This is a genomic window from Rhodococcus sp. NPDC056516 (assembly GCF_042794655.1).
Taxonomy (GTDB): Bacteria; Actinomycetota; Actinomycetes; order Mycobacteriales; family Mycobacteriaceae; genus Rhodococcus_F.
On sequence record NZ_JBHTTG010000007.1, the window covers coordinates 323,393 to 344,521 of the forward strand.

At 62.7% G+C, this 21,129-nt stretch carries 16 protein-coding genes and 2 tRNA genes; 7 read left to right on the top strand and 11 right to left on the bottom strand.

All coding sequences use genetic code 11. From position 1 onward, the window contains the following. Positions 1-160: 160 nt before the first annotated feature. Positions 161-862, top strand: a complete 702-nt coding sequence (locus tag ACFQ6Y_RS22730) for a hypothetical protein (RefSeq protein WP_378538044.1) — start codon at positions 161-163, stop codon at positions 860-862. Positions 863-933: 71 nt separating this feature from the next. Here ACFQ6Y_RS22730 and ACFQ6Y_RS22735 read toward each other — a convergent pair whose 3' ends face one another. The 3 genes from ACFQ6Y_RS22735 to ACFQ6Y_RS22745 all read right to left on the bottom strand — a co-directional run bounded on the left by ACFQ6Y_RS22735 (position 934) and on the right by ACFQ6Y_RS22745 (position 4,665). Next, complete coding sequence (locus ACFQ6Y_RS22735) at positions 934-2,967, bottom strand: prolyl oligopeptidase family serine peptidase (RefSeq protein WP_378637409.1); 2,034 nt, start codon at positions 2,965-2,967, stop codon at positions 934-936. A 12-nt stretch (positions 2,968-2,979) separates the two neighbouring features. Next, on the bottom strand, positions 2,980-3,594 hold the full coding sequence (locus tag ACFQ6Y_RS22740) for a GNAT family N-acetyltransferase (RefSeq protein ID WP_378447853.1): 615 nt from the start codon (positions 3,592-3,594) through the stop codon (positions 2,980-2,982). A 63-nt stretch (positions 3,595-3,657) separates the two neighbouring features. After that, entirely contained in the window at positions 3,658-4,665 is a 1,008-nt protein-coding gene (locus tag ACFQ6Y_RS22745; RefSeq protein WP_378637423.1) for an iron-siderophore ABC transporter substrate-binding protein, read from the bottom strand. Positions 4,666-4,785: 120 nt separating this feature from the next. Here ACFQ6Y_RS22745 and ACFQ6Y_RS22750 point away from each other — a divergent pair, with 120 nt between their 5' ends. Together ACFQ6Y_RS22750 and fdhD are read left to right on the top strand one after the other, a co-directional pair. Continuing rightward, positions 4,786-7,095, top strand: coding sequence for an FdhF/YdeP family oxidoreductase (locus tag ACFQ6Y_RS22750; protein WP_378637426.1), 2,310 nt, complete (start codon positions 4,786-4,788; stop codon positions 7,093-7,095). A 1-nt stretch (position 7,096) separates the two neighbouring features. Further along, the gene (gene fdhD, locus ACFQ6Y_RS22755) at positions 7,097-7,966 is read left to right on the top strand and encodes a formate dehydrogenase accessory sulfurtransferase FdhD (RefSeq protein ID WP_230813992.1); all 870 of its coding nucleotides are present in this window, start codon (positions 7,097-7,099) and stop codon (positions 7,964-7,966) included. On the opposite strand, the gene ACFQ6Y_RS22760 is transcribed toward fdhD, so the two are convergent. From ACFQ6Y_RS22760 to aroQ, 3 genes are read right to left on the bottom strand one after another with little or no spacing between them, the layout of a single operon-like run. Next, a complete protein-coding gene (locus ACFQ6Y_RS22760) occupies positions 7,917-9,830 on the bottom strand; it encodes a TIM barrel protein (RefSeq protein WP_378637431.1) in 1,914 nt (637 codons plus the stop codon). The genes fdhD and ACFQ6Y_RS22760 overlap by 50 nt on opposite strands. After that, on the bottom strand, positions 9,827-10,705 hold the full coding sequence (locus tag ACFQ6Y_RS22765) for a shikimate dehydrogenase (RefSeq protein ID WP_378637434.1): 879 nt from the start codon (positions 10,703-10,705) through the stop codon (positions 9,827-9,829). Before ACFQ6Y_RS22765 ends, ACFQ6Y_RS22760 begins: the two co-directional genes overlap by 4 nt. Beyond that, positions 10,705-11,154, bottom strand: a complete 450-nt coding sequence (gene aroQ, locus ACFQ6Y_RS22770; protein ID WP_378447847.1) for a type II 3-dehydroquinate dehydratase — start codon at positions 11,152-11,154, stop codon at positions 10,705-10,707. Before aroQ ends, ACFQ6Y_RS22765 begins: the two co-directional genes overlap by 1 nt. Positions 11,155-11,280: 126 nt before the next feature. On the opposite strand from aroQ, the gene ACFQ6Y_RS22775 reads away from it, so the two are divergent. From ACFQ6Y_RS22775 to ACFQ6Y_RS22785, 3 genes are all read left to right on the top strand, one after another. Next, the gene (locus ACFQ6Y_RS22775) at positions 11,281-11,955 is read left to right on the top strand and encodes a TetR/AcrR family transcriptional regulator (protein ID WP_378447846.1); all 675 of its coding nucleotides are present in this window, start codon (positions 11,281-11,283) and stop codon (positions 11,953-11,955) included. 71 nt (positions 11,956-12,026) lie between these two features. After that, entirely contained in the window at positions 12,027-14,249 is a 2,223-nt protein-coding gene (locus ACFQ6Y_RS22780; protein WP_378637439.1) for a glycoside hydrolase family 3 C-terminal domain-containing protein, read from the top strand. A 202-nt stretch (positions 14,250-14,451) separates the two neighbouring features. Beyond that, complete coding sequence (locus tag ACFQ6Y_RS22785; RefSeq protein ID WP_230814005.1) at positions 14,452-15,789, top strand: MFS transporter; 1,338 nt, start codon at positions 14,452-14,454, stop codon at positions 15,787-15,789. A gap of 84 nt (positions 15,790-15,873) precedes the next feature. Here the strand turns inward: ACFQ6Y_RS22785 and clpX are convergent, their stop codons facing one another. From clpX to ACFQ6Y_RS22810, 5 genes are all read right to left on the bottom strand, one after another. Beyond that, positions 15,874-17,154, bottom strand: a complete 1,281-nt coding sequence (gene clpX, locus ACFQ6Y_RS22790; RefSeq protein ID WP_003944582.1) for an ATP-dependent Clp protease ATP-binding subunit ClpX — start codon at positions 17,152-17,154, stop codon at positions 15,874-15,876. A gap of 357 nt (positions 17,155-17,511) precedes the next feature. Next, a complete protein-coding gene (locus ACFQ6Y_RS22795; RefSeq protein WP_003944539.1) occupies positions 17,512-18,174 on the bottom strand; it encodes an ATP-dependent Clp protease proteolytic subunit in 663 nt (220 codons plus the stop codon). A 48-nt stretch (positions 18,175-18,222) separates the two neighbouring features. Continuing rightward, positions 18,223-18,810, bottom strand: coding sequence for an ATP-dependent Clp protease proteolytic subunit (locus ACFQ6Y_RS22800; RefSeq protein ID WP_007730960.1), 588 nt, complete (start codon positions 18,808-18,810; stop codon positions 18,223-18,225). A 216-nt stretch (positions 18,811-19,026) separates the two neighbouring features. Then, complete coding sequence (gene tig / locus ACFQ6Y_RS22805; protein ID WP_378546718.1) at positions 19,027-20,400, bottom strand: trigger factor; 1,374 nt, start codon at positions 20,398-20,400, stop codon at positions 19,027-19,029. A gap of 132 nt (positions 20,401-20,532) precedes the next feature. Next, positions 20,533-20,606, bottom strand: a tRNA-Pro gene (locus ACFQ6Y_RS22810). 426 nt (positions 20,607-21,032) lie between these two features. On the opposite strand from ACFQ6Y_RS22810, the gene ACFQ6Y_RS22815 reads away from it, so the two are divergent. Next, positions 21,033-21,106: transfer RNA gene (locus ACFQ6Y_RS22815), tRNA-Gly, on the top strand. Positions 21,107-21,129 lie beyond the last annotated feature (23 nt).

Consider the following 21,129-nt stretch of genomic DNA (forward strand, 5'->3'; position numbering starts at 1 on the left):
GACTCCCCCGTCGTGAACGAATTCGCCCGTCAGGCGTCGCGGTGGCCACGAACGACGGTCCCCGCAGTCCGGGGGTCAGCCGAACACACGATATTCACCGATCCGCTCCGCTGACAGGATCGCTCTGAAGGACGACCGACCAACGACCTGTGGAGCAAATATGTTGAACAACTGGAGTTCTCGCCGTCCCGGCGTTCGAACCTTGGCGGCTGCCGCGACGATCGGAGCGGCGGTTGCCCTGGTGCTTCCGGCGACTGCATCCGCTGCGCCCGGCATCGAAGGAAGCGTGCAGGGAAGCGTCGACAGTGGCAGCGCCACGATCAACGGAAGCGTGGGCGACCTGGGGAACGACATCGCGAACGGCATCGCCAGCGGCAGCGTGGGCGACATCGTCGGCGGAATCGCCACCGGGAACGTGAACGACATTCTCGGCGGTCTGGCCGCCGGATCTACGAGCGCCAAGGACATCGCCAACGGTCTGGCCAGTGGCAATGTCAGAGACATTCTCAGTGGGCTGGCCAGCGGCAGCGGCGGTGGTGGATCGTTTGCACCCACGCAGCGGTGTGACGCCTCGACGGTCTCCGGCGGCGCAGGAATCACCAGCACCAAGCACGAGCTCGGCCGCGGCGGCCCGACGTCGTTCGTCCTCGGCTACGAGACCGAGAACATCCCGGACCTGATCGAGGTGTACTACGAAGGACGGTTGATACACAGCACCGGTTATGTCGGCGACAACATCAACGAGGGATCCGGCTCGACGGTCGTCAACGTGCCCGCCGGCGGGGCCTCGTCGGTCCTGGTCCGCGTCACGGGCCCCGACCAGACAATCTGGTCGTACACCGTTCGCTGCCCCGGCGCCTGATTCCGGTCCGGATCCGCGCGAAGAAGATCGTGCCTCGTTCGGCTGTTGCGGCCGAACGAGGCACGCGCAGTTCAGCCCAGAATTTCCGGAAGCGCGACATCTTCCCCGAGAATGTGCTCGGAGAGGAACGCGGTGACCACCTCGTACCAGATCTTGGTGTGCTGCGGCTTGAGCACCCAGTGATTCTCGTCCGGGAAGTACAGGAAGCGGTGGTCCGTTTTCCCGTGGTCGTCGGCCGGCAGACCTGACTCGGCAAGCAGTTCGTACCAGAGCCGCAAGCCCTCACCGATCGGAACGCGATAGTCCTTGTCGCCGTGGATCACCAGCATCGGCGTCGTGATGTCTGCGACGTACAGATGCGGCGAGTTCTCGACGGCCATCTCGGGCGACATCTCGCGCTGCCAGTACCAGGCAGCGTCCGTGGTAGGGCCGAATTGGTCCAGTGCCCAGAGACTTGCGTGGGTGACGATCGCGTCGAAACGGTTGGTATGGCCGGCGATCCAGTTGGCCATGTAACCGCCGAACGAACCTCCCATCGCGCCTGTCCGCTTGGGGTCGATCTCGGGCTGCGCGACGGCAGCATCGGTGATCGCCATCAGATCGGTGAAAGGCGCCTTGCCCCACTGACCCCACCCGCGCTGAACGAAATCCTGGCCGTATCCGGTCGAGAGCGCGGGATCGGGCAGCAGTACTGCATAGCCCTTGGCAACGAGCAGCCACGGATTCCACCGCCAGGACCAGGTGTTCCACGAACCGAGGGGCCCGCCGTGGACCCAGAGAAGCAATGGCACCGGTGCATGCGGCGCGGCGCCGGTCGGCAGCGCCAACCAACTGCGCACCGTCGAACCGTCCTCGGCGCGCGCAGTGATCTCGGTCAGCGTTCCCGGCAGCTCCGGCAGCGGGTCGGGTCCACGAAGTGCGGTGATCTCACCTGATCGAAGATCCACCCGCACCACGTGCGGGGGCGCTTCGTACGAAGCCCGCAACGCGTAAATCGACTCACCGTCCGGCGCCACTCGAACGTCGGTGTACGCCGCGTCGTCGGCTGTCAGGCGAACCGGTTGGCCCCACAGGTCGATCGTGAAGATCGGACCGCGGCCGCCGTCGTCAGCGGTGACCACCAGCCCGGATCCGTCGGGTAGCCAGGCCAGGGAGGTGGGCCAGCGATCCCAGCCGTCGGCAACGCCGGTCACGGCACCGGATCCGAAGTCGTAGAGCTGCAGAGTCATTCGCGGCGCGGACTCCGGCGTGGTGAGAGTCTCCCGGATGAACGCGAGCTTGGTTCCGTCCGGCGAGAGCACCGGGTTGTAGACGTCCGCGTCGGCCTCGTCGACGAGGGTGGTTCGGTCGCCGGTCACCGTGTCGATCCGAACCAACGTGGATCGGCGGGCGGCACTCGGATCGCCGACAGTCCACGTCGTCACCACGAAGAGACCGTCGTCGGAGATCGTGGTCGACGTCTCTCGCAGCGACGCGCCTGCAGTTGGCGTGATGTCCCGCAATTCGACGGATTCCTTCGAATCCGTCTCAGCCACAACCAGATGCGGATGATCGGGGCCCAGGTCGTGGTCCCAGTGCCGCACCGGATAACCGGTGTGCAGCATCGCCGTGACCTTCTTGTCCTTGCGCGTCGATCGCACCTGATCGTCCTGGTCGAGACTGATCGCCGAAGCCATGACCGACGTCTGGGCCACGAACGTCGGCGCCGCCTTGGCCGCTGATACCGACGAGACGCCACCGGGACGTGAGATCAGCAGCTGAGCTTCTCCGCCGGCCGCAGGTAGGCGCCACAGTGCGGGTTGCGGGTCATTCTCGCCCGGCACCGCTCGCGTGGCGGTGAAGAGCACGTCGCCGTCGAACGCGAAGGCAGCACCGGACTCGCTGGTCGAACCCCAGGTCAACCGACGCGCAGGACGTCGACCTTCCGGGTCGATCTCCCACAACGAGGACACGTATTCGGCGCTCTTGTCGTCGAGAACTGCGCGCGCGCAGATGAGCAGCGAGCCGTCTGGTGACAACACCAGGCCGGACAACCTGGCCAGAGCGATGTAGTCGTCGAGTTCGTCGAACGGTGTGCCTGCGTGGAGCTCGGGAATCTGGGTCACCACTAGTTGGTATCACGCGCCCCGCGGTTGACGCATCATTGCGTAGATCGTCGGCCCGCCGCCCGGCATGACGATGTCGCGGGTCACTTCGAAACCGAAGCGGTTGTAGTACGGGATGTTCGATTCCTTGCTGCTCTCGAGGTAAGCGTCGACATGTTCACGGTCGCAACGCTCCAACCGGGAGTTCAGCAGCGCTTTGCCGTATCCCCCACCTCGAGCTGCACTGCCGGTCCCGACAGTCGCGAGATACCAGTGCGGCGAATTCGGATGTGCTCCTTCGAGAACGGAGCTGACCTCGGCCGCATGTCGCAATCCGCTGCCGAAGACACGCACCATTGCGGGCAAGCTCATGAGCCCGGAGATCCACGACTGCTTCCATCGCCCCGGCGGATCCCACAGAGTTGCCCCGCCGATCACGCCGTTGTCATCGGTGGCCACCTCGACACCGCCACCGGCGAGGTGGTGGTAACGAGCTTCTGCGGCAAACAGTTTCGTCAGACGATCAGCCCTGGTGGCTTCGTTCGGCAACATCCACGCCATCAAGGGATCGTCCTCGAACGCCTCGGCCAACACCGCCGACAGTGCCGGAACATCGGATCGGACAGCCGGCCGCACGTGTACACCCATGAGGCGAGAGTACCGCCGACTGTCCGAATCCCCGGTGCTTGAACCGAGCTGTCCGTGAACCGATCAGACGAGCAAGCCCGCAATCCGCGGCGGAATCTGTTCGAGCGCGTACGGCAGGCTCAGTACGGTGCTCCACGTCATGGCTTCGGCAGCAGCGTCTTCCAGGATGATCGCGCGGTCGTCCTTCACGACGTCGAGTTCCTGGTAGATCGGGGTCTTGTCCAATTCCGCGCGAAGCTTGTCGCCGTAACCACCACCGGCGTACCAGACGAGTACGTCGACGTCGGCAAGAGAGAGTTGCTCGGTGCTGATCTCGGCGAAGTTACCCGTGATCTGATCGGTGACAGGCGGATTCACGAATCCGAGCTCGGTGAAGAACCGCACCTTGGGGTCTTCCGGTCCGTAGACCCCGAACTGCCCCGGTCCCTTCAACGCGCCAACCAGAACAGTCTTGCCCGCAAACGCCGGATTGGCCGTCTTCACGTCGGCGAACTTCTCCTCGACGCCGGCGATCAGTTCGGTGGCCTTTCCCTGCTGCCCCAATGCCTCGCCGATGACGGTCGTCTGGTCCTGCCAGGGGATTCCGTAATCCGCGAACTCCTTCGGCTGTGCCACTGTCGGCGCGATGGCACTGAGCTTGTCGTACTGCGCCTGAGTGAGCCCGGAGTAGGTGCCCACAATGAGGTCGGGTGTCACGGAGGCGACCTTCTCGATCTGAATGGTGGTGCCCGCGGTTCCGATGATCTCCGGACTCGACCCGTTCAGCAGAGGTTGCGCCCACGGCCACACACCCGAGGGGTAGTCGCCGTACCAGTCGAAGGTTCCGACCAAGGTCCCGCCGAGCGCGAGAATCGCATCCTGATCGTTGTATCCGACACTGACGATCCGCTGCGGATCCTTGGGCAGTTCGGTGGTACCGAACTTGTGAGTGATCGATCCCGCAGAGTCACCGCTGGGGGGTGTGTCCTCGTCGTTCGAACTGGAGCAGGCTGCGGCGAATGCCAGCAACGCTCCCGACGTGCCGATCAGAAATCCGCGCCGGGTCAGCCGACCTGCGTCCGTTCGATCCATGTTCTTACCCCTTAAGTCCGCTGGTTCGGTAGGTAAGGCTAGCCGATGAATGTCGCATTCCGGCGAGTTCGACCGGGCCATTCGATGGCAGTACCGGCTCGTTCGGGCCACTATGGAGACATGACGCGCCAGGGCCCCTCGAAAGACATCGACGAATCGGATCTCGAAGTCACGCATCCCAAGGACTACGCCGCCGGAGTACCGGCCGTCCTGGTGTCGCTGCAACGCGGAATCGAGCAGATGGGGGCCTTACGGACCGCCCGAACGCTCACCAGGCTCAACCAGCGTCACGGCTTCGACTGCCCGGGGTGCGCATGGCCGGAGACTCCCGGACATCGCAAGCCCGCCGAGTTCTGCGAGAACGGCGCGAAGGCTGTTGCCGAGGAAGCAACGCTTCGCACCGTCACACCCGAGTTCTTCGCGGAGCACTCGATCTCCGACCTCGAAGGCAAGACCGATTACTGGCTCGGGCAGCAGGGCCGACTGACGCACCCGATGGTTCTGACGCCGGGCGCAACCCACTATCAGCCGATCGACTGGGACGGCGCGTACGCACTGATCGCCGAACATCTGAACGGCCTCGCGTCGCCGGACGAGGCGGTGTTCTACACCTCCGGTCGCACTTCCAACGAAGCAGCTTTTCTCTACCAGTTGATGATTCGGAGCTACGGCACCAACAACATGCCCGACTGTTCCAACATGTGTCACGAATCGTCCGGGAGCGCACTGACCGAATCCATCGGCATCGGCAAAGGTTCGGTGACCGTCCCCGACCTCGAGAACGCCGATCTCATCCTCATCGCCGGGCAGAATCCCGGCACCAACCACCCTCGAATGCTCTCGACGCTGGAGAAGGCAAAGGGCAACGGCGCCAAGATCATTGCCATCAATCCCCTGCCCGAAGCGGGATTGCGACGGTTCAAGGATCCACAGAAGGTGTCCGGCGTGATCGGGCACGGAGTCGAGATCGCGGACGAGTTCCTGCAGATCCGGCTGGGCGGAGACATGGCGCTGTTCCAGGGCCTGGGGAAGCTGCTGCTCGAACAGGAAGATCGCGCTCCCGGCACCGTCGTCGATCGCGCATTCGTCGACCGGTACTGCGCCGGTTGGGACGAGTACGAGAAGCACATCCGCGCAGTCGATCTCGACACCGTGATCGAAGCGACGGGCCTGTCGATGACGCAACTCGAGGAAACAGCCGCCGCCCTGGTCCGATCCGAACGAACAGTCACCTGCTGGGCCATGGGCATCACTCAGCACACACACGGAGTTGCCACCATCGAGGAAGCGGTCAACCTGTTGCTCATGCGCGGGATGATGGGCAAACCAGGTGCAGGCGTCTGCCCCGTGCGAGGACACTCCAACGTCCAGGGTGACCGCACGATGGGCATCTGGGAGAAGATGCCGGAAGAGTTCCTGGCCGCGCTCGACACCGAGTTCTCGATCTCGAGCCCACGCAAGCACGGTTGGGACACCGTCGACGCGATCCGCGCCATGAACGCCGGCAAGGCAAGCTTCTTCATGGCGATGGGCGGCAACTTCATCCAGGCCAGCCCGGACACTGCGGCCACCGAAACGGCATTGCACCAGTGCGAACTCACCGTGCAGGTTTCCACCAAGCTGAATCGCAGTCACGTGGTCCACGGGCAGACCGCGATCATCCTCCCCACCCTCGGACGCACCGACCTCGACGTCCAAGCCGGCGGAAAGCAGCTTGTCTCCGTGGAGGATTCGATGTCCATGGTGCACCTGTCCCGCGGACGCCTCACACCGGTCAGCCCCTACCTGCGCAGTGAAGTCGCCATCATCTGCCAACTCGCCCGCGAACTACTCGGCAGCGATCACTCCGTCCGCTGGTCGGCGTTCGAGGGCAACTACGACCTGATTCGCGATTCCATCTCGCGGGTGGTGCCAGGCTGCGAGAACTACAACACCCGCGTCCGTGAGCCCGACGGATTCCAGCTCCCCCACCCACCACGTGACTCGCGCGAATTCCGCACGCACACCGGCAAAGCCAACTTCGGCGTGAACGACCTGCACTGGATACCCACCCCTCGTGGCCGTCTGATTCTGCAGACCATGCGAAGCCACGACCAGTACAACACCACGATCTACGGTCTCGACGACAGATACCGCGGCATCAAGGGTGGACGCAAAGTCATCCTCGTCAATGCCGAAGACATCACCGCACTCGGATTCCGCGACGGCGATCTGGTCGACATCGTGTCCGAGTGGACAACCCCAGACGGCACTCTCGAAGAGCGTCGGGTCACGGAGTTCCGCATCGTCTCCTACGACACCCCCCGCGGTAATGCGGCGGCGTACTACCCCGAGACGAATCCCCTCGTTCCCCTCGAACACGTTGCAGCCAAGTCGAACACACCGGTTTCGAAGGCAGTCACCGTTCGACTCGAAGCATCAGGCGCCTGAGATGGGACGAGTCACCACACGAACACCGGTCGTTCGAATCTCGGGCGATCGGGTCGTCACGCGCCCCGACACGCTGGCCGTCGAGGAACCACTCGAAATGAGGGTCGGCGGCCAGGTGCTGGCCGTGACGATGCGAACACCTGGCAACGACGTCGACCTCGTACACGGATTCCTCCTCAGCGAGGGCGTCATCGCCACCCGCGACGACGTGAGCGTCGTCCGCTACTGCGACGGCGTCGACGACACCGGTGCGAACACGTACAACGTCCTCGACATCGCTCTCGCTCCCGGAGTGCCGTTGCCCGATCACACCACCGACCGCAACACCGTGGTCAGTTCCGCGTGCGGAGTGTGCGGCAAGACCTCACTCGACGCCGTCCGGACCACGACGCGTCATCCGTTGGTCGGTGACACCACTTCCGTCACCTCCACCACCCTGTCGGCCATGCCGGTCACGCTGCGGGAGAGCCAACGGATCTTCGAACGCACCGGCGGCCTGCACGCGGCCGGATTGTTCACCGCCACCGGCGAACTCCTGGCACTGCGCGAGGACGTCGGCCGTCACAACGCCGTCGACAAGGTGATCGGGTGGGCAATCACCGACGGCCGAGTGCCCCTCTACGACACGATCTTGATCGTCAGCGGTCGGGCGTCGTTCGAACTCGTCCAGAAGGCCGTCATGGCCGGCATTCCGATCCTCGGAGCCGTCTCCGCGCCGTCATCACTGGCGGTGGAACTAGCGCAGGAGTCCGGGCTGACTCTCGCCGGTTTCATCCGCGGCGATTCGATGAACGTCTACTCGCACCCGCACCGAGTCGAGGTCACGTCGAACTCGCACGCAATTGAGCCGACAGTCGCACAGCGGAGTTGACCTCCCCGTAGCCCTCGTACCCACCCACTCGCTGCACGACCTCGAAGAACAGGTCTCCCCCGACGGTCGGGGTGAACAGGTGGAAGAACTCGCCGTGAGCGTCCGCGTCGTAAAGGATTCCGGCGCTACGCATACGGTCGAGCAGTTCGGCATTCAGTCCGAAACGCGCGTCGAGATCGTCGTAGTAGTTCGGGGAAATAGGTAGCGGCACAAAACCCCAGTCCTGCATCGACGCGGCAGCACCGAAGATGTTCTCACACGCGAAGGCGACGTGACTGACGCCGCCGCGGCGGACGGTCGGCAGCCCGCTTCGACTGCCCTCCACCATGTTCAGCGAGATGCGCAGGGCCTGTCCGTCGCCGTCTTGAACGAGCGTAAGCGCCTGGCTCCGCATGAGGCCGACGGAATCGGTGACGTCCTGGCCCTCGTGCGGTTGCATCTCGAACACGGACCGCAGAAGCAGCATGATGCCGTCCCAGCTCTCGGCCGGAACTGCAAGCGCCACATGGTCGATCCCGGTGAACACTGCGCCCTGTTCACGATTGCGCTCGGCGGGCAGCGGATAGATCTCGAATGCCGATTCCCACGCTGCAGCACTGCCAGGGCCACGAAGGTCGATCGACGTCGCGTCGGTGACCTTCAGACGTACGACGTCCGGTACCTCGGAGTTCTCGTCACTCGATCCCGGCAACTGCACTCGCGTCGCCGGTACTTCGAGAGCCAGCGCTCGCTCACCCCACACTTCAGGTTCGGTTGCCCGGATGCCGATCTGAGTCAGAACCGGTAGATCCGCAGGCAGCCCGGGCGCCGTCCACACCGTGCCCGCGGTCGCGTCCACGGCAACGGTGAGCGATCCGTGCCGCCACAACTGCAAATCGTGGTCGTGGTGCCGCCCGAGAAGGTGAAAACCTAGGCGGGAGAGCATCGTGTGCACCTGGTCCTGCTTAGCTGGTCCCGCCGCGATTCGCAGAGACACGATTCCTTCGAGCGGCGTGCGCTCCGGGGCGGTGAACAGCGTGGGTCCACCGACGGCCGGGTTCGCGGCAGCGACCTGTTCTTCGAGGTGGAGCAGCGACCGATGAGCGTCGATTGCCGTTCGCTGGGTGTCAGCGCGACGGAATACGTCGTTGAAGATCTCGAGGGACCACGGTCCGTCGTAGCCCGTGGCGTAGACGTGCTGAGCAAAAGCACTCAGATCGAAACTGCCCTGCCCCGGGAAGTTTCGGTGGTGCCGGCTCCACTGCAGGATGTCCATCGCCAAGAACGGTGCGTCCGCCAACTGGAGGAAGAAGATCTTCTCGCCCGGAATCTCGCGAATTCCGGCGGGATCGTCACCGCGCGAGAGGATGTGGAAGCTGTCCAGACAGGTTCCGAGTGAAGGATGGTCGATCCCTTCGACGATCTTCCATGCGTGGCCGTAGGTGTTGACGTGGGCTCCCCACGCGAGCGCCTCGTACGCAATTTTCTTGCCGTGCTCGGACGCCAATTCGGCGAGAGCTCCGAACTGCTCTGTCAACTGACCATCGTCGTGACTCGCGGTCGGTAGGGGCGAGGAGCACACCAGGAGCGTCTCGCATCCCAGCTGATCCATCAGCTCGAATTTGCGTTGCACTCGAACAAGATTCCGAGCAAATTGGCGTTCGTCCACCGTGTCGAAGTCACGGAACGGCTGATACAGATCGAGGGTGAGTCCCAGATCCGCTGCCCTCGTTCGCAATTCCTTCGGGGACCACGGCGAAGCAACAAAATCCGGCTCGAACACCTCGAAGCCGTCGAAGCCGGCGGCCGCGATGGCGTCGAGCTTCTCCTCGAGAGTGCCGCTCAGCGAGACCGTCGCGATCGACGTCCGAACGGGGGCACTCACAGCGCTGCCGCAGTCTGTTCGCCGTGCACCAGTTCGGTCATGTGAGCGAGCATCCGCTTGCTGTCAGGCTCGATGCCCGTGAAGATCCGGAATGCGTCGACGGCCTGGAAGACAGTCATCCCGCCTCCGCTGAGCGTCGGCGCGCCGATCAACCTGGCCTGACGCAACAGTTCCGTTTCGAGCGGGCGGTAGACGATTTCCGCCACCCACAGATCGGGGCGGAGCAGATCCGGGGAGAAGGCCATTCCGGGATGGGCCGCCATTCCCATCGGTGTCGCGTGGATCAATCCGTGTGCGTTGCCGAGCGCTTCGGCGAGGTCGCTCGTGTGCCGCGCCTGGACTACCTGCGCCGGGAACTGCCGCGCGAAGGCATCCGCGAGTTCTTCCGCGCGAGCCAGGCTCGAATCGACCAACGTCAGCGTCCCGACGCCGCGGGTGAGCGCGGCATAGGCAACCGCCGCACCTGCTCCGCCCGCACCGAGCTGCACGACGCGATCGAGCTGCGCACCGGGTAGCCCCTCGTCGAAATTTCGTCCGAAGCCCGACCAATCGGTGTTGTGTCCGATCACCTTGCCGGAGTCGAAGAGGACCGTGTTCACTGCGCCGAGCTTGTCTGCGTCCGGCGAGAGCTCGTCGAGGTGCTCGATCACCAACTGCTTGCACGGGTGAGTGATGTTGAGGCCGCGGAACCCGAAACGTCGTGCATAGGTGAGAAGTTCACCGATGTCCGAGGGCGCCATCCCCATCGCGTCGAGATCGAGGATGCGGTAAACGTACGGCAGGCCCTGTCTGCGCCCTTCTTCCTCGTGCATGATCGGAGTCAAGGAGGCTCCGATGCCGGTTCCGATCAGACCGCAGAGGATCGAATCACTCATCAGTTCTTCCCTTCTCGAATGCAGACGAATTCGACTGCGGCGCTGTAGCCGTCGATCCCCAACCCGCAGATGACCGCGTCGGCGATCCCGGACACGTAGGAGTGGTGACGGAATTCTTCGCGACCGTGGATGTTGCTGATGTGCACCTCCACCACGGGGGCGTCGAGTGTGACCAGTGCGTCTCGCAACGCAACGGATGTATGCGAATACCCACCGGGATTGATGACGATGCCCGCGACTCTTCCTCTGGCCTCGTGGATCCAATCGATCAGTTGACCCTCGTGGTTCGACTGCTTTGCTTCGACCACCGCTCCGAACTTCTGGGCCGCAACTTCGCAGCGGGAAACGACGTCGTCCAGGGTGTCCGTCCCGTAGAACTCCGGTTGCCGCTGGCCCAACAAATTCAAGTTGGGTCCGTTGAGGACCAGAACCGGCAGAGATGGAGTCATCAGGGCACCTCGGTGTCGACGTTCGAAGCTAATGTACGAACTAGTGAGTTAGTTCACTAGACGTTACTCCCCCGACGCGAACTCGACAAGCAAAGTCGACAAACTCCTGACAGATAGAGTGAGCACATGGTTTCCGAGCAGTCAGTGAACTCCGTGGCGTCGAAGCCGGAGAAGCGACGCCGAAACAGTGATCTGACCAGGGTGAACATCATCGCCGTCGCCACCGAGGAGTTTGCCGACAAGGGCTTCGCCGGCGCCCGGGTGGACGAGATCGCAACCAAGACGCACACCACCAAGCGGATGATCTACTACTACTTCACCGACAAGGAAGGACTGTACAAATCAGTCCTCGAACACGCGTACAGCGTGATTCGTGCGCAGGAGCGTGAACTCGACCTCGAGGGATTGAACCCCACCGCAGCAGTGCGCGCCTTGGCCGAACTGACCTTCGACCACCACGAACAGCACCCGAACTTCATTCGGCTGGTGGCAAACGAGAACATGCTCCGCGGCGAGCACATCGAGAAATCCGAACTACTCAGCGGCCTCGGCGCACCCGCCGCCGACCTGGTCTCGCAGATCCTCCACGACGGGCAGCACGCAGGGGTATTCCGATCCGACGTCGATGCTCTCGATATTCACATGTTGATCAGCAGTTACTGCGTCTTCCGCATCGCCAACCGGTACACGTTCAAAGCGCTCTTCGACCGTGATCTGACCGACTCGACTCATCGCGAACATCTCCGAACGATGCTCGGCGACATGGTTGTTGCGTTCCTGACCTCACCGACGCCGTCCTGACCCACCCCGAAGTCCGAAAAATCCCCCTACGGTGGTGAGTGGAACTCACAGCTGCCACCGGGAGGAACGACGTGACCGAGAACTACGTAGACGGGCTTTCACTCGAGGAGAAGGCGTCGTTGACGTCCGGCTCGGATTTCTGGCACAGCCAGTCCGTTGCCGGAATCGAGTCGATATTGCTGACCGACGGTCCGCACGGAGTCCGGAAACAACCCGAGGGTGGCGACGCACTCGGACTCGGCCACAGCATTCCCGCGACGTGTTTTCCACCGGCAGTCGGGTTGGGCTCGTCGTGGAACCTCGACCTCATCCGCCAGGTCGGTGAGGCTCTGGGCGACGAGGCCAAAGCCGAACAGGTCTCGGTTCTCCTCGGTCCCGGTATCAACATCAAACGATCCCCGTTGTGCGGCCGGAATTTCGAGTACGTCTCCGAGGACCCATTCCTCTCCGGCCGCGTCGCGGCAGCGCTGATCACCGGCATCCAGTCTCGCGGCGTCGGAACCTCGCTCAAGCACTTCGCTGCCAACAACCAAGAGCACGACCGGATGAGAGTCAGCGCCGACGTCGACGAACGGACGCTGCGCGAGATCTATCTGGCCGGATTCGAGTACGCGGTCAAAACCGCGGCCCCGACGACGGTCATGTGCTCGTACAACAAGATCAACGGTGTGTACTCGAGCCAGAACCATTGGCTGCTCACCGAGGTGCTCCGCGAGCAGTGGGGCTTCGACGGCCTCGTCGTTTCGGACTGGGGAGCGGTCAACGATCGCGTGGCGGCACTCACCGCCGGCCTCGATCTGGAAATGCCGCCGACCGGAACCGATACTCAGATCGTCGACGCCGTGCGCGGCGGAGACCTGGACGAATCCGTACTCAACACTGCAGCCGAACGCCTGTCGACGCTGGTGAAACGCACCGCCGCCGCGCGCACCGAAGGCCACACGTACGACGTCGCACGTCACCACGAGTTGGCTCGGACCGCGGCGGCGGAGTCCGCTGTTCTCCTTGCTAACGACGGCGAATTACTGCCGCTGACGCCCGGCGGGCAAACCGTCGCGGTGATCGGCGAATTCGCGTGCAGCCCGCGATATCAAGGTGCAGGCAGTTCACAGGTGGTTCCGACCCGGCTCGACAATGCCTTGGACGCGATCCTCGACCTCGAAGGCGCCGACCGCGTCACCTTCGCACCGGGCTTCACCTTCGACGGCACTCCGGACGACGACATGGTCACCGAAGCTGTCGACGCTGCGCGCCGCGCTGACGTCGCCGTGCTCTTCCTCGGACTACCGTCCGCCACCGAATCCGAAGGGTTCGACCGAACCGACATCGAGTTGCCCGCCGACCAGATTGCCCTGTTGGAAGCGGTCCACGGTGCGAACCCGAACACCGTCGTCGTGCTCTCCAACGGCGGAGTGATTTCGATCGAGCCTTGGAAGGATCATGCCGCCGCAATCCTCGAGGGTTGGCTACTCGGCCAGGCCGGCGGCTCTGCGATCGCCGATCTGCTGTTCGGCATCACCAATCCGTCCGGTCGACTCACGGAGACCATTCCGCTTCGGCTCCAAGACAATCCGTCGTTTCTGCATTTCCCCGGATCACAGCAGCACGTGCGATACGGCGAAGGACTGTACGTCGGGTACCGCTACTACGACTCCGCTCTGCGTGAGGTGGCGTACCCGTTCGGATTCGGGCTGAGCTACACCACCTTCGACATCACCGACACTGCTGTCGACGCCGGCGAGAACTCCGCCGACGTGACCGTCACCGTGCGCAACAGCGGTGATCGAGCGGGCAGCACCGTCGTTCAGGTCTACGTTCACGACGCCTCGGAAGGCGTCGACCGTCCCGCACAGGAATTGAAGGGGTTTGCCAAGATCCACCTCGACCCCGACGAATCTGCGTCTGTGACCATCACGCTCGATACCAGGGCGTTTGCCTACTGGTCCATATCGGCGCAGGACTGGGCGATCGAACCCGGCGAGTACGAGATCCGCGTCGGCTTCTCGTCTCGGGACATCGCGACCACCGACACGATCACTCTGGCCGGAAACGTCGGCGTCGGCACGCTCGACGCCATGTCGACGATCGGTGAATGGCTCGCCCATCCCGTCGGCAGTGCCGTTCTCGGCGCCGCCATGTCTGCCGCGGCAGGCGAAGGTGCGCAGTCGGTCAGCCCCGAAATGATGGCGCTCGCCGGTTCGATGCCGCTCGGAAAGCTCGCCACCTTCGGCCTCGGGATCACCGAGGAACAGGTGGAGCAGTTGGTGGCGGCCGCAGCGCAGCCTGCCTCCTGACCCCCTGAACTGCAGCTTCGACGTGTGATGTGTCCGCCGGTAGATTTTTATGAACTATTTGGTTAATAATCTTGTGTAGTTGCTGTGGCGTCGGTTACATTCCTTGTATCGCTCTCCGCACAGACGTTCTCAATACGAACACCGTTACGAACAGAATCAGCGGATGTAGAGCCTCCACGACGCTTCCACCCAGGAGATGAGCATGTCAGCTAGCACGGTTACACCGTCCGGCCCCGAGGCGGGATCCTTGGCCAGGCCGGACACGACCAAGGTCAAGCGCGCCGCAACGTCGTCGTTTCTCGGCAGCATGCTCGAGTACTACGACTTCTACATCTACGCCTCCGCCGCCGCGCTCATCTTCCCCACGGTGTTCTTCCCGGACAGCGGACATGCGGCACTGCTTTCGCTCGCCACATTCGGTGTCGCGTACGTCGCGCGCCCCCTCGGCGCAGTGGTCCTCGGTCATTTCGGTGACCGCGTCGGCCGCAAGAAGATCATGCTGCTCACGCTCATTCTGATGGGCGCAGCCACCTTCCTCATCGGATGTATTCCCAGCGCCGATTCGATCGGAGTTTTTGCACCGATACTTCTGGTCCTGATGAGAATCGCTCAAGGAATCTCCGCCGCGGGCGAACAGAGCGGTGCCAGCTCGCTGACCCTCGAGCATGCCCCCGAAGGTCGACGCGCGTTCTTCTGCAGTTGGACCCTCAACGGCACCCAGGCCGGCTTCATCCTCGCCAGCCTCGTATTCCTGCCCATCGCTGCACTCCCCGACGACATTCTCTACACGTGGGGCTGGCGAATCCCGTTCTGGGGCAGCCTGATCGTTCTGGTGGCGGCATACATCATGCGTCTCAAGCTCGAAGAGCCCGAAGAGTTCACCGAGCAGCAGGAATCCAAGACCGTCGCCAAATTGCCTGTCGCCGATCTTCTTCGCACCCACAGCGCAAATCTGATTCGCGTGATCTGCTGCGCTTTCATCGCCGTCGTCTCGACCATCTTCTCCGTCTTCGGACTCGCCTTCGCCACCACCGAAGAAGTGGGGATTCCGAAATCGACCATGCTCTGGGTTGCCATCGCAGCCAACGCCGTGGCATTGCTCAGTCAGCCCGCCTGGGCGATGCTCTCCGACCGAATCGGTCGCCGGCCGCTGTTCATCGGCGGCGCCCTCGGTAGCGCCGTGTTCATCTACGTGTACTTCGGCGCAATCGCCAGCGGCAACGTTCCCCTGATCTTCCTCGCCGCAATCGGATTGATGTCCGTCTTCTACGCGGCCCCGAACGCCATCTGGCCGTCGTTCTACTCCGAGATGTTCAACACCAAGGTCCGCTACTCGGGCATCGCAATCGGAACCCAGGTCGGCTTCGCCCTCGCAGGCTTCGCCCCCGCCATCGGCAACGCCCTCATGGGCGGCGACAAGACACACTGGATGCCCGTCGCCATTCTGACTTCGGTGGCGTGCGTCATCTGCGCGATCTCGGCGTTCACCGCCAAGGAGACGTTCCGCACTCCCCTCAAGGAACTCGGCAACCCGATCTAGCCGAATACCCGATAGACATCCTGCACGAACGACTGTGGCCCGGCATCTCGCGAGAGATGCCGGGCCACAGTCGTTTCAGAGTTTCTACGCCGTCTTGTCGCGACGCTCGCCACGTTCCGGCTTACGCGGAACGATGGTCGGAAGTACGTTGTCGTTGACGGTCTCCGCGGTGACAACCACCTTTTCGACGTCGTCACGGCTGGGGATGTCGTACATGACCGGAAGAAGAACTTCTTCCATGATGGCGCGCAGGCCACGAGCACCGGTTCCACGCAAGATCGCCTGATCGGCGATCGCGTCGAGCGCCTCTTCGGTGAACTCGAGTTCGACGCCGTCCATGTCGAAGAGTCGACGGTACTGCTTGACGAGAGCATTCTTCGGCTCCGACAAGATCTGAACGAGGGATTCCTTGTCGAGGTTGGTCACCGACGCGATCATCGGCAGTCGGCCGATGAACTCGGGGATCAGACCGAACTTGATCAAATCCTCCGGCATGACCTCGGCAAAACGATCGACCGTATCCAGTTCTGCCTTCGATCGAACCTCGGCGCCGAAACCGATACCGCGCTTGCCGACACGATCGGAGACGATCCGCTCGAGACCTGCGAAAGCGCCCGCGACGATGAACAGTACGTTCGTGGTGTCGATCTGGATGAATTCCTGGTGCGGGTGCTTACGACCACCCTGCGGCGGGACACTCGCCTGCGTACCTTCGAGGATCTTCAGCAGCGCCTGCTGAACACCTTCACCGGACACGTCACGCGTGATCGACGGGTTCTCACTCTTGCGCGCGATCTTGTCGACCTCGTCGATGTAGATGATTCCGGTCTCGGCGCGCTTGACGTCGTAGTCGGCCGCCTGAATCAGCTTGAGCAGAATGTTCTCGACGTCCTCACCGACATAGCCGGCCTCGGTCAACGCCGTCGCGTCGGCGATGGCGAACGGGACGTTGAGCATCTTTGCGAGAGTCTGAGCGAGGTACGTCTTGCCGCAGCCGGTGGGGCCGAGCATCAAGATGTTGGATTTTGCGAGCTCAACCGTCTCACCCCGCGCATCACGGCCCTTGTCGCCGGCCTGGATGCGCTTGTAGTGGTTGTAGACGGCCACGGCCAGTGTCCGCTTGGCGGAGTCCTGACCGATGACGTAGTTCTCGAGGAATTCTCGGATCTCCGCAGGCTTGGGAAGCTCGTCGAGCTTGACCTCGCTCGACTCGGCCAATTCCTCTTCGATGATCTCGTTGCAGAGGTCGATGCACTCGTCGCAGATGTACACCCCGGGTCCTGCAATGAGCTTCTTGACCTGCTTCTGACTCTTACCGCAGAAAGAGCACTTGAGCAGATCCCCGCCGTCGCCGATGCGTGCCATCTCGTGAGGTCCCTACTTTCCTTCATGTACGTGCGCTCGCCGCCACTCGATCGGTCGAGATGCTCCGCAGTACGTCGGTAGTTGTCAGATCAGAGTTGTCAGATCAGACAAACTGATCAACAAACTGATCGAACAAATCTGGTCGAACAATCGCAGAACGCCGGTCGAGAACCAGCCCGTGAAGTGACGGTACCCGCAGATCCCGAACGGGGTCGACCTGTTCTCGGCGTTTCGCCTGCGGATAAAAAAGAAAAGTGCCGAGATTTCGGCCTGGCAAGCCTTCCACCTGGCACTTCTCGACGTGTCCGCCTCGTGTCGGGAATCGGGATACGGATCTCGACACGAGGCGGAAATCGACTACTTCTGTGCGCTGAGCTTCCGGTAAGCGAGCACGTCGTCGATGATGCCGTACTCCTTGGCCTGCTCGGCCGTGAGGATCTTGTCGCGATCGGTGTCGACGCGGATGGTCTCCGGATCCTTGCCCGTGTGCAGCGACAGCGTGCTCTCCATGAGTCGACGCATACGCTCGATCTCCGCAGCCTGGATCTCCAGATCGGAAACCTGACCCTGGATGCCGCCCGTGGCCGGCTGGTGGATCAGAATGCGCGAGTTGGGGAGCGCGAAGCGCTTGCCCGGCGTACCACCGGCGAGAAGCACGGCAGCTGCCGAAGCAGCCTGACCGAGGCAGACGGTGGAAATGTCGGCACGGACGTACTGCATCGTGTCGTAGATCGCCATCAGCGCGGTGAACGAACCACCGGGCGAGTTGATGTACATGGTGATGTCGCGGTCCGGATCCTGCGATTCGAGAACCAGCAACTGCGCCATGAGGTCATTGGCGGAGACGTCGTCGACCTGCGAGCCGAGGAAGATGATGCGCTCCTCGAACAGCTTGTTGTACGGGTCGGACGTCTTGACGCCGTAGCTGGTCTGCTCCGTGAACTGGGGCAGGATGTAGCGCGATTGGGGGCCTGACGGCGCCTGGCCGCCCAGCGAGTTAGCTCCGAAAAGATTGGTCATCAGTTCTCCAAAGTATGAATTGGGCAGCGAAAGGATGGACGAACCGGCTCAGTTGCCGGTGCCGCCGGCCTGATTCGCACGGGAGACGACGTGGTCGACGAAGCCGTACTCGAGAGCTTCCTTCGCCGTGAACCAACGGTCACGGTCGGAGTCCGCGGTGATCTGCTCGACCGTCTGACCGGTGTGCTGAGCGATCAGCTCGGCCATTTCGCGCTTGGTGTGCTTGAACTGCTCAGCCATGATCGCGATGTCGCTGGCGGAACCACCGATACCGGCGGACGGCTGGTGCATCATGATGCGGGCGTGAGGCAGTGCGTAACGCTTGCCCTTGGTGCCGGCCGAGAGGAGGAACTGACCCATCGACGCCGCAAGGCCCATGCCGAAGGTGGCGATGTCGCACTCGGCGAACTGCATGGTGTCGAAGATCGCCATACCGGCGGTCACGGATCCACCGGGCGAGTTGATGTAGAGCGAGATGTCTCGCGTCGGGTCCTCGGCCGAGAGCAGCAGGATCTGTGCGCACAGCTTGTTGGCGATGTCGTCGTCGACCTGGGTACCGAGGAAAATGATGCGCTCTCGCAGCAAGCGCTCGTACACCGAGTCGCTGAGGTTCAACCCAGCGGTCGCTGAAGTCATGGCGGGACTCTGCAAAGTCTCCAGGTGATTGGAAGTCACGGTACCTGCCTTCTATGTGGATCTACTTGTGCGGTGGATCGTCTATGCGAAACACTTCTACTGACACAGACAGTAACGAAGTAGGGCGGCACCGGAGTCCCGGTGCCGCCCTACTTCGCTCAAAGCGGAAAACTCAGTGCAGTCGATCGTGGTGAAAACACCCGTCCGCCTGCGTTTTTACTTGTCTTCGCTCTCGGCGGAATCAGACGCATCCGCTTCGATTTCGTCTTCGCTGCTGCCGAAAAGCTCTGCGGTGTCGACAACGGCACCGGAGGTGTCCTTGACACCGGCCGACTCGACGACGGACGCGAGCGCCTTGCCGCGACGGACGTCTGCGAAGACGGCGCCGAGCTGGTTGGCCTGCTGGATCTGCTGGATGAACTGCTCCGGAGCCATGCCGTAACGCTGCGCCTGGAACAGGATGCGCTCAGTGAGCTCGTCCTGACCGACAGTGACGTTGCCCGCATCGGCGATCGAGTCGAGCAGGAGCTGCGTCTTGACGGAGCGCTCAGCGGCTTCCTGGGCATCCTTGTCGAACTCTTCGCGGCTGCTGCCCTGCTCTTCGAGGAGCTTGTTCAGTGCCTCTTCGTCGTGATCGAGACCGTGAACGGCGTCGTGCAGTGCAGCGTCGACCTCGGCCTTGACGACGGCCTCCGGCAACGGAACCTCGACGGTCTCGAGCAGCTGCTCGAGAACCTTGTCGCGGATCTGACCGGCCTGCTCGACCTTGCGGACGCGTGCGACGCGCTCACGGAGGTCTGCCTTCAGTTCTTCCAGGGTGTCGAACTCGCTGGCGAGCTGAGCGAACTCGTCGTCCTCAGCCGGAAGCTCGCGCTCCTTGACCGTCTGCACGGTCACGGTGACAACAGCTTCCTTGCCTGCGTACTCGCCGGCGACCAGCGTCGACGTGAAGTCCTTGGACTCGCCGGCCTTGAGGCCGATGATGGCTTCGTCGAGGCCCTCGATGAGCTGGCCCGATCCGACCTCGTGCGACAGTCCGCTCGCGGTTGCCTCGGCAACGTTCTCTCCGTCGACGGTGGCCGACAGATCGATGGAGACGAAGTCGCCGTCCTCGACTGCGCGGTCGACGCCGGTGAGGGTGCCGAAACGCTGACGCAGCGAAAGCAACTGCTCTTCGATGGCTTCGTCGGTGATCTCGATCGGATCGACCTCGACGTTGATGGAGCTGAAGTCAGGGAGCTCGATCTCGGGGCGCACGTCGACCTCGGCGGTGAACTCGAGGAGCTCGCCGTCTTCGATCTTGGTGACCTCGATCTCGGGCTGGCCGATGGCCTTCACGCCGGCACTGGTGACAGCCTCGGAGTAACGCGACGGCAGAGCGTCGTTGACGACCTGCTCGAGCACAGCGCCGCGACCGACACGTGCTTCGAGGAGGCGGGCCGGAGCCTTGCCGGGACGGAAGCCGGGGAGACGAATCTGCTGCGCGAGGGCCTTGTAGGCCTTGTCGAAATCAGACTTGAGTTCCGCGAAGGGCACCTCAACGTTGATACGGACTCGCGTCGGGCTGAGCTGCTCGACGGTGCTCTTCACGAAACTTCGCTCCTTCGTCTGGTCTTGCTCACAACTTGTGTTGAATCGGTACTGCTGGGTTTTCGGTAGTGCTGTCTGGCGCGGCACTTCATTCCCGTAGAAGCTGGAGGTGAAGTGCCATGTACGTACTTGTCGGGATGACAGGATTTGAACCTGCGACCCTCCGCTCCCAAAGCGGATGCGCTACCAAGCTGCGCTACATCCCGTTTCCGATCACATGAAACACCGAACACATGAAACACACGATACGGCCATCTGAGGCCACAAAGACAGCGGGCCACAAAGGCAGCCACCATCGGTGACCGCGCACAACCCTATCGCGCTCACTACTCTCTCACGAACCCGACCGTCATTTGTACACGGCCCGCCTGTCCGACCCCGTCAGTATGGCAGCCGACCCGCGGCCCCGCTGATGCCGTTGCCTGACAGTCCTTGACCGACCGATCACGACACCCGGACTGGAAGCTGCGCCGCCTGTAAAAAGCCCCGACTCGCCGAGCAATTCGGCAATTCCCCAGGTGAACGACGGTATCGAACTTCCCCGACCCCCCGATTATGAAATCCGGTGGAGCATTGGGTACAGTTTCGTATCGCAGACGACGAACACGGCGATCCCGAGTTGTCGTATGCACGGGGATGTAGCTCAATGGTAGAGCCTCAGTCTTCCAAACTGATCACGCGGGTTCGATTCCCGTCATCCCCTCCACCAGGAGGGAAACTCCACAAAAA

What these genes read in the sequence shown, in the direction of transcription:
- clpX (WP_003944582.1), bottom strand. Translation starts at nt 17,154, where the DNA reads ATGGCACGCATCGGCGACGGCGGGGATCTGCTCAAGTGCTCTTTCTGC.
- ACFQ6Y_RS22765 (WP_378637434.1), bottom strand. Translation starts at nt 10,705, where the DNA reads ATGAGTGATTCGATCCTCTGCGGTCTGATCGGAACCGGCATCGGAGCC.
- ACFQ6Y_RS22730 (WP_378538044.1), top strand. Translation starts at nt 161, where the DNA reads ATGTTGAACAACTGGAGTTCTCGCCGTCCCGGCGTTCGAACCTTGGCG.
- ACFQ6Y_RS22750 (WP_378637426.1), top strand. Translation starts at nt 4,786, where the DNA reads ATGACGCGCCAGGGCCCCTCGAAAGACATCGACGAATCGGATCTCGAA.
- ACFQ6Y_RS22745 (WP_378637423.1), bottom strand. Translation starts at nt 4,665, where the DNA reads ATGGATCGAACGGACGCAGGTCGGCTGACCCGGCGCGGATTTCTGATC.
- ACFQ6Y_RS22795 (WP_003944539.1), bottom strand. Translation starts at nt 18,174, where the DNA reads ATGACCAATCTTTTCGGAGCTAACTCGCTGGGCGGCCAGGCGCCGTCA.
- ACFQ6Y_RS22785 (WP_230814005.1), top strand. Translation starts at nt 14,452, where the DNA reads ATGTCAGCTAGCACGGTTACACCGTCCGGCCCCGAGGCGGGATCCTTG.
- ACFQ6Y_RS22775 (WP_378447846.1), top strand. Translation starts at nt 11,281, where the DNA reads ATGGTTTCCGAGCAGTCAGTGAACTCCGTGGCGTCGAAGCCGGAGAAG.
- fdhD (WP_230813992.1), top strand. Translation starts at nt 7,097, where the DNA reads ATGGGACGAGTCACCACACGAACACCGGTCGTTCGAATCTCGGGCGAT.
- ACFQ6Y_RS22740 (WP_378447853.1), bottom strand. Translation starts at nt 3,594, where the DNA reads ATGGGTGTACACGTGCGGCCGGCTGTCCGATCCGATGTTCCGGCACTG.
- ACFQ6Y_RS22800 (WP_007730960.1), bottom strand. Translation starts at nt 18,810, where the DNA reads ATGACTTCAGCGACCGCTGGGTTGAACCTCAGCGACTCGGTGTACGAG.
- aroQ (WP_378447847.1), bottom strand. Translation starts at nt 11,154, where the DNA reads ATGACTCCATCTCTGCCGGTTCTGGTCCTCAACGGACCCAACTTGAAT.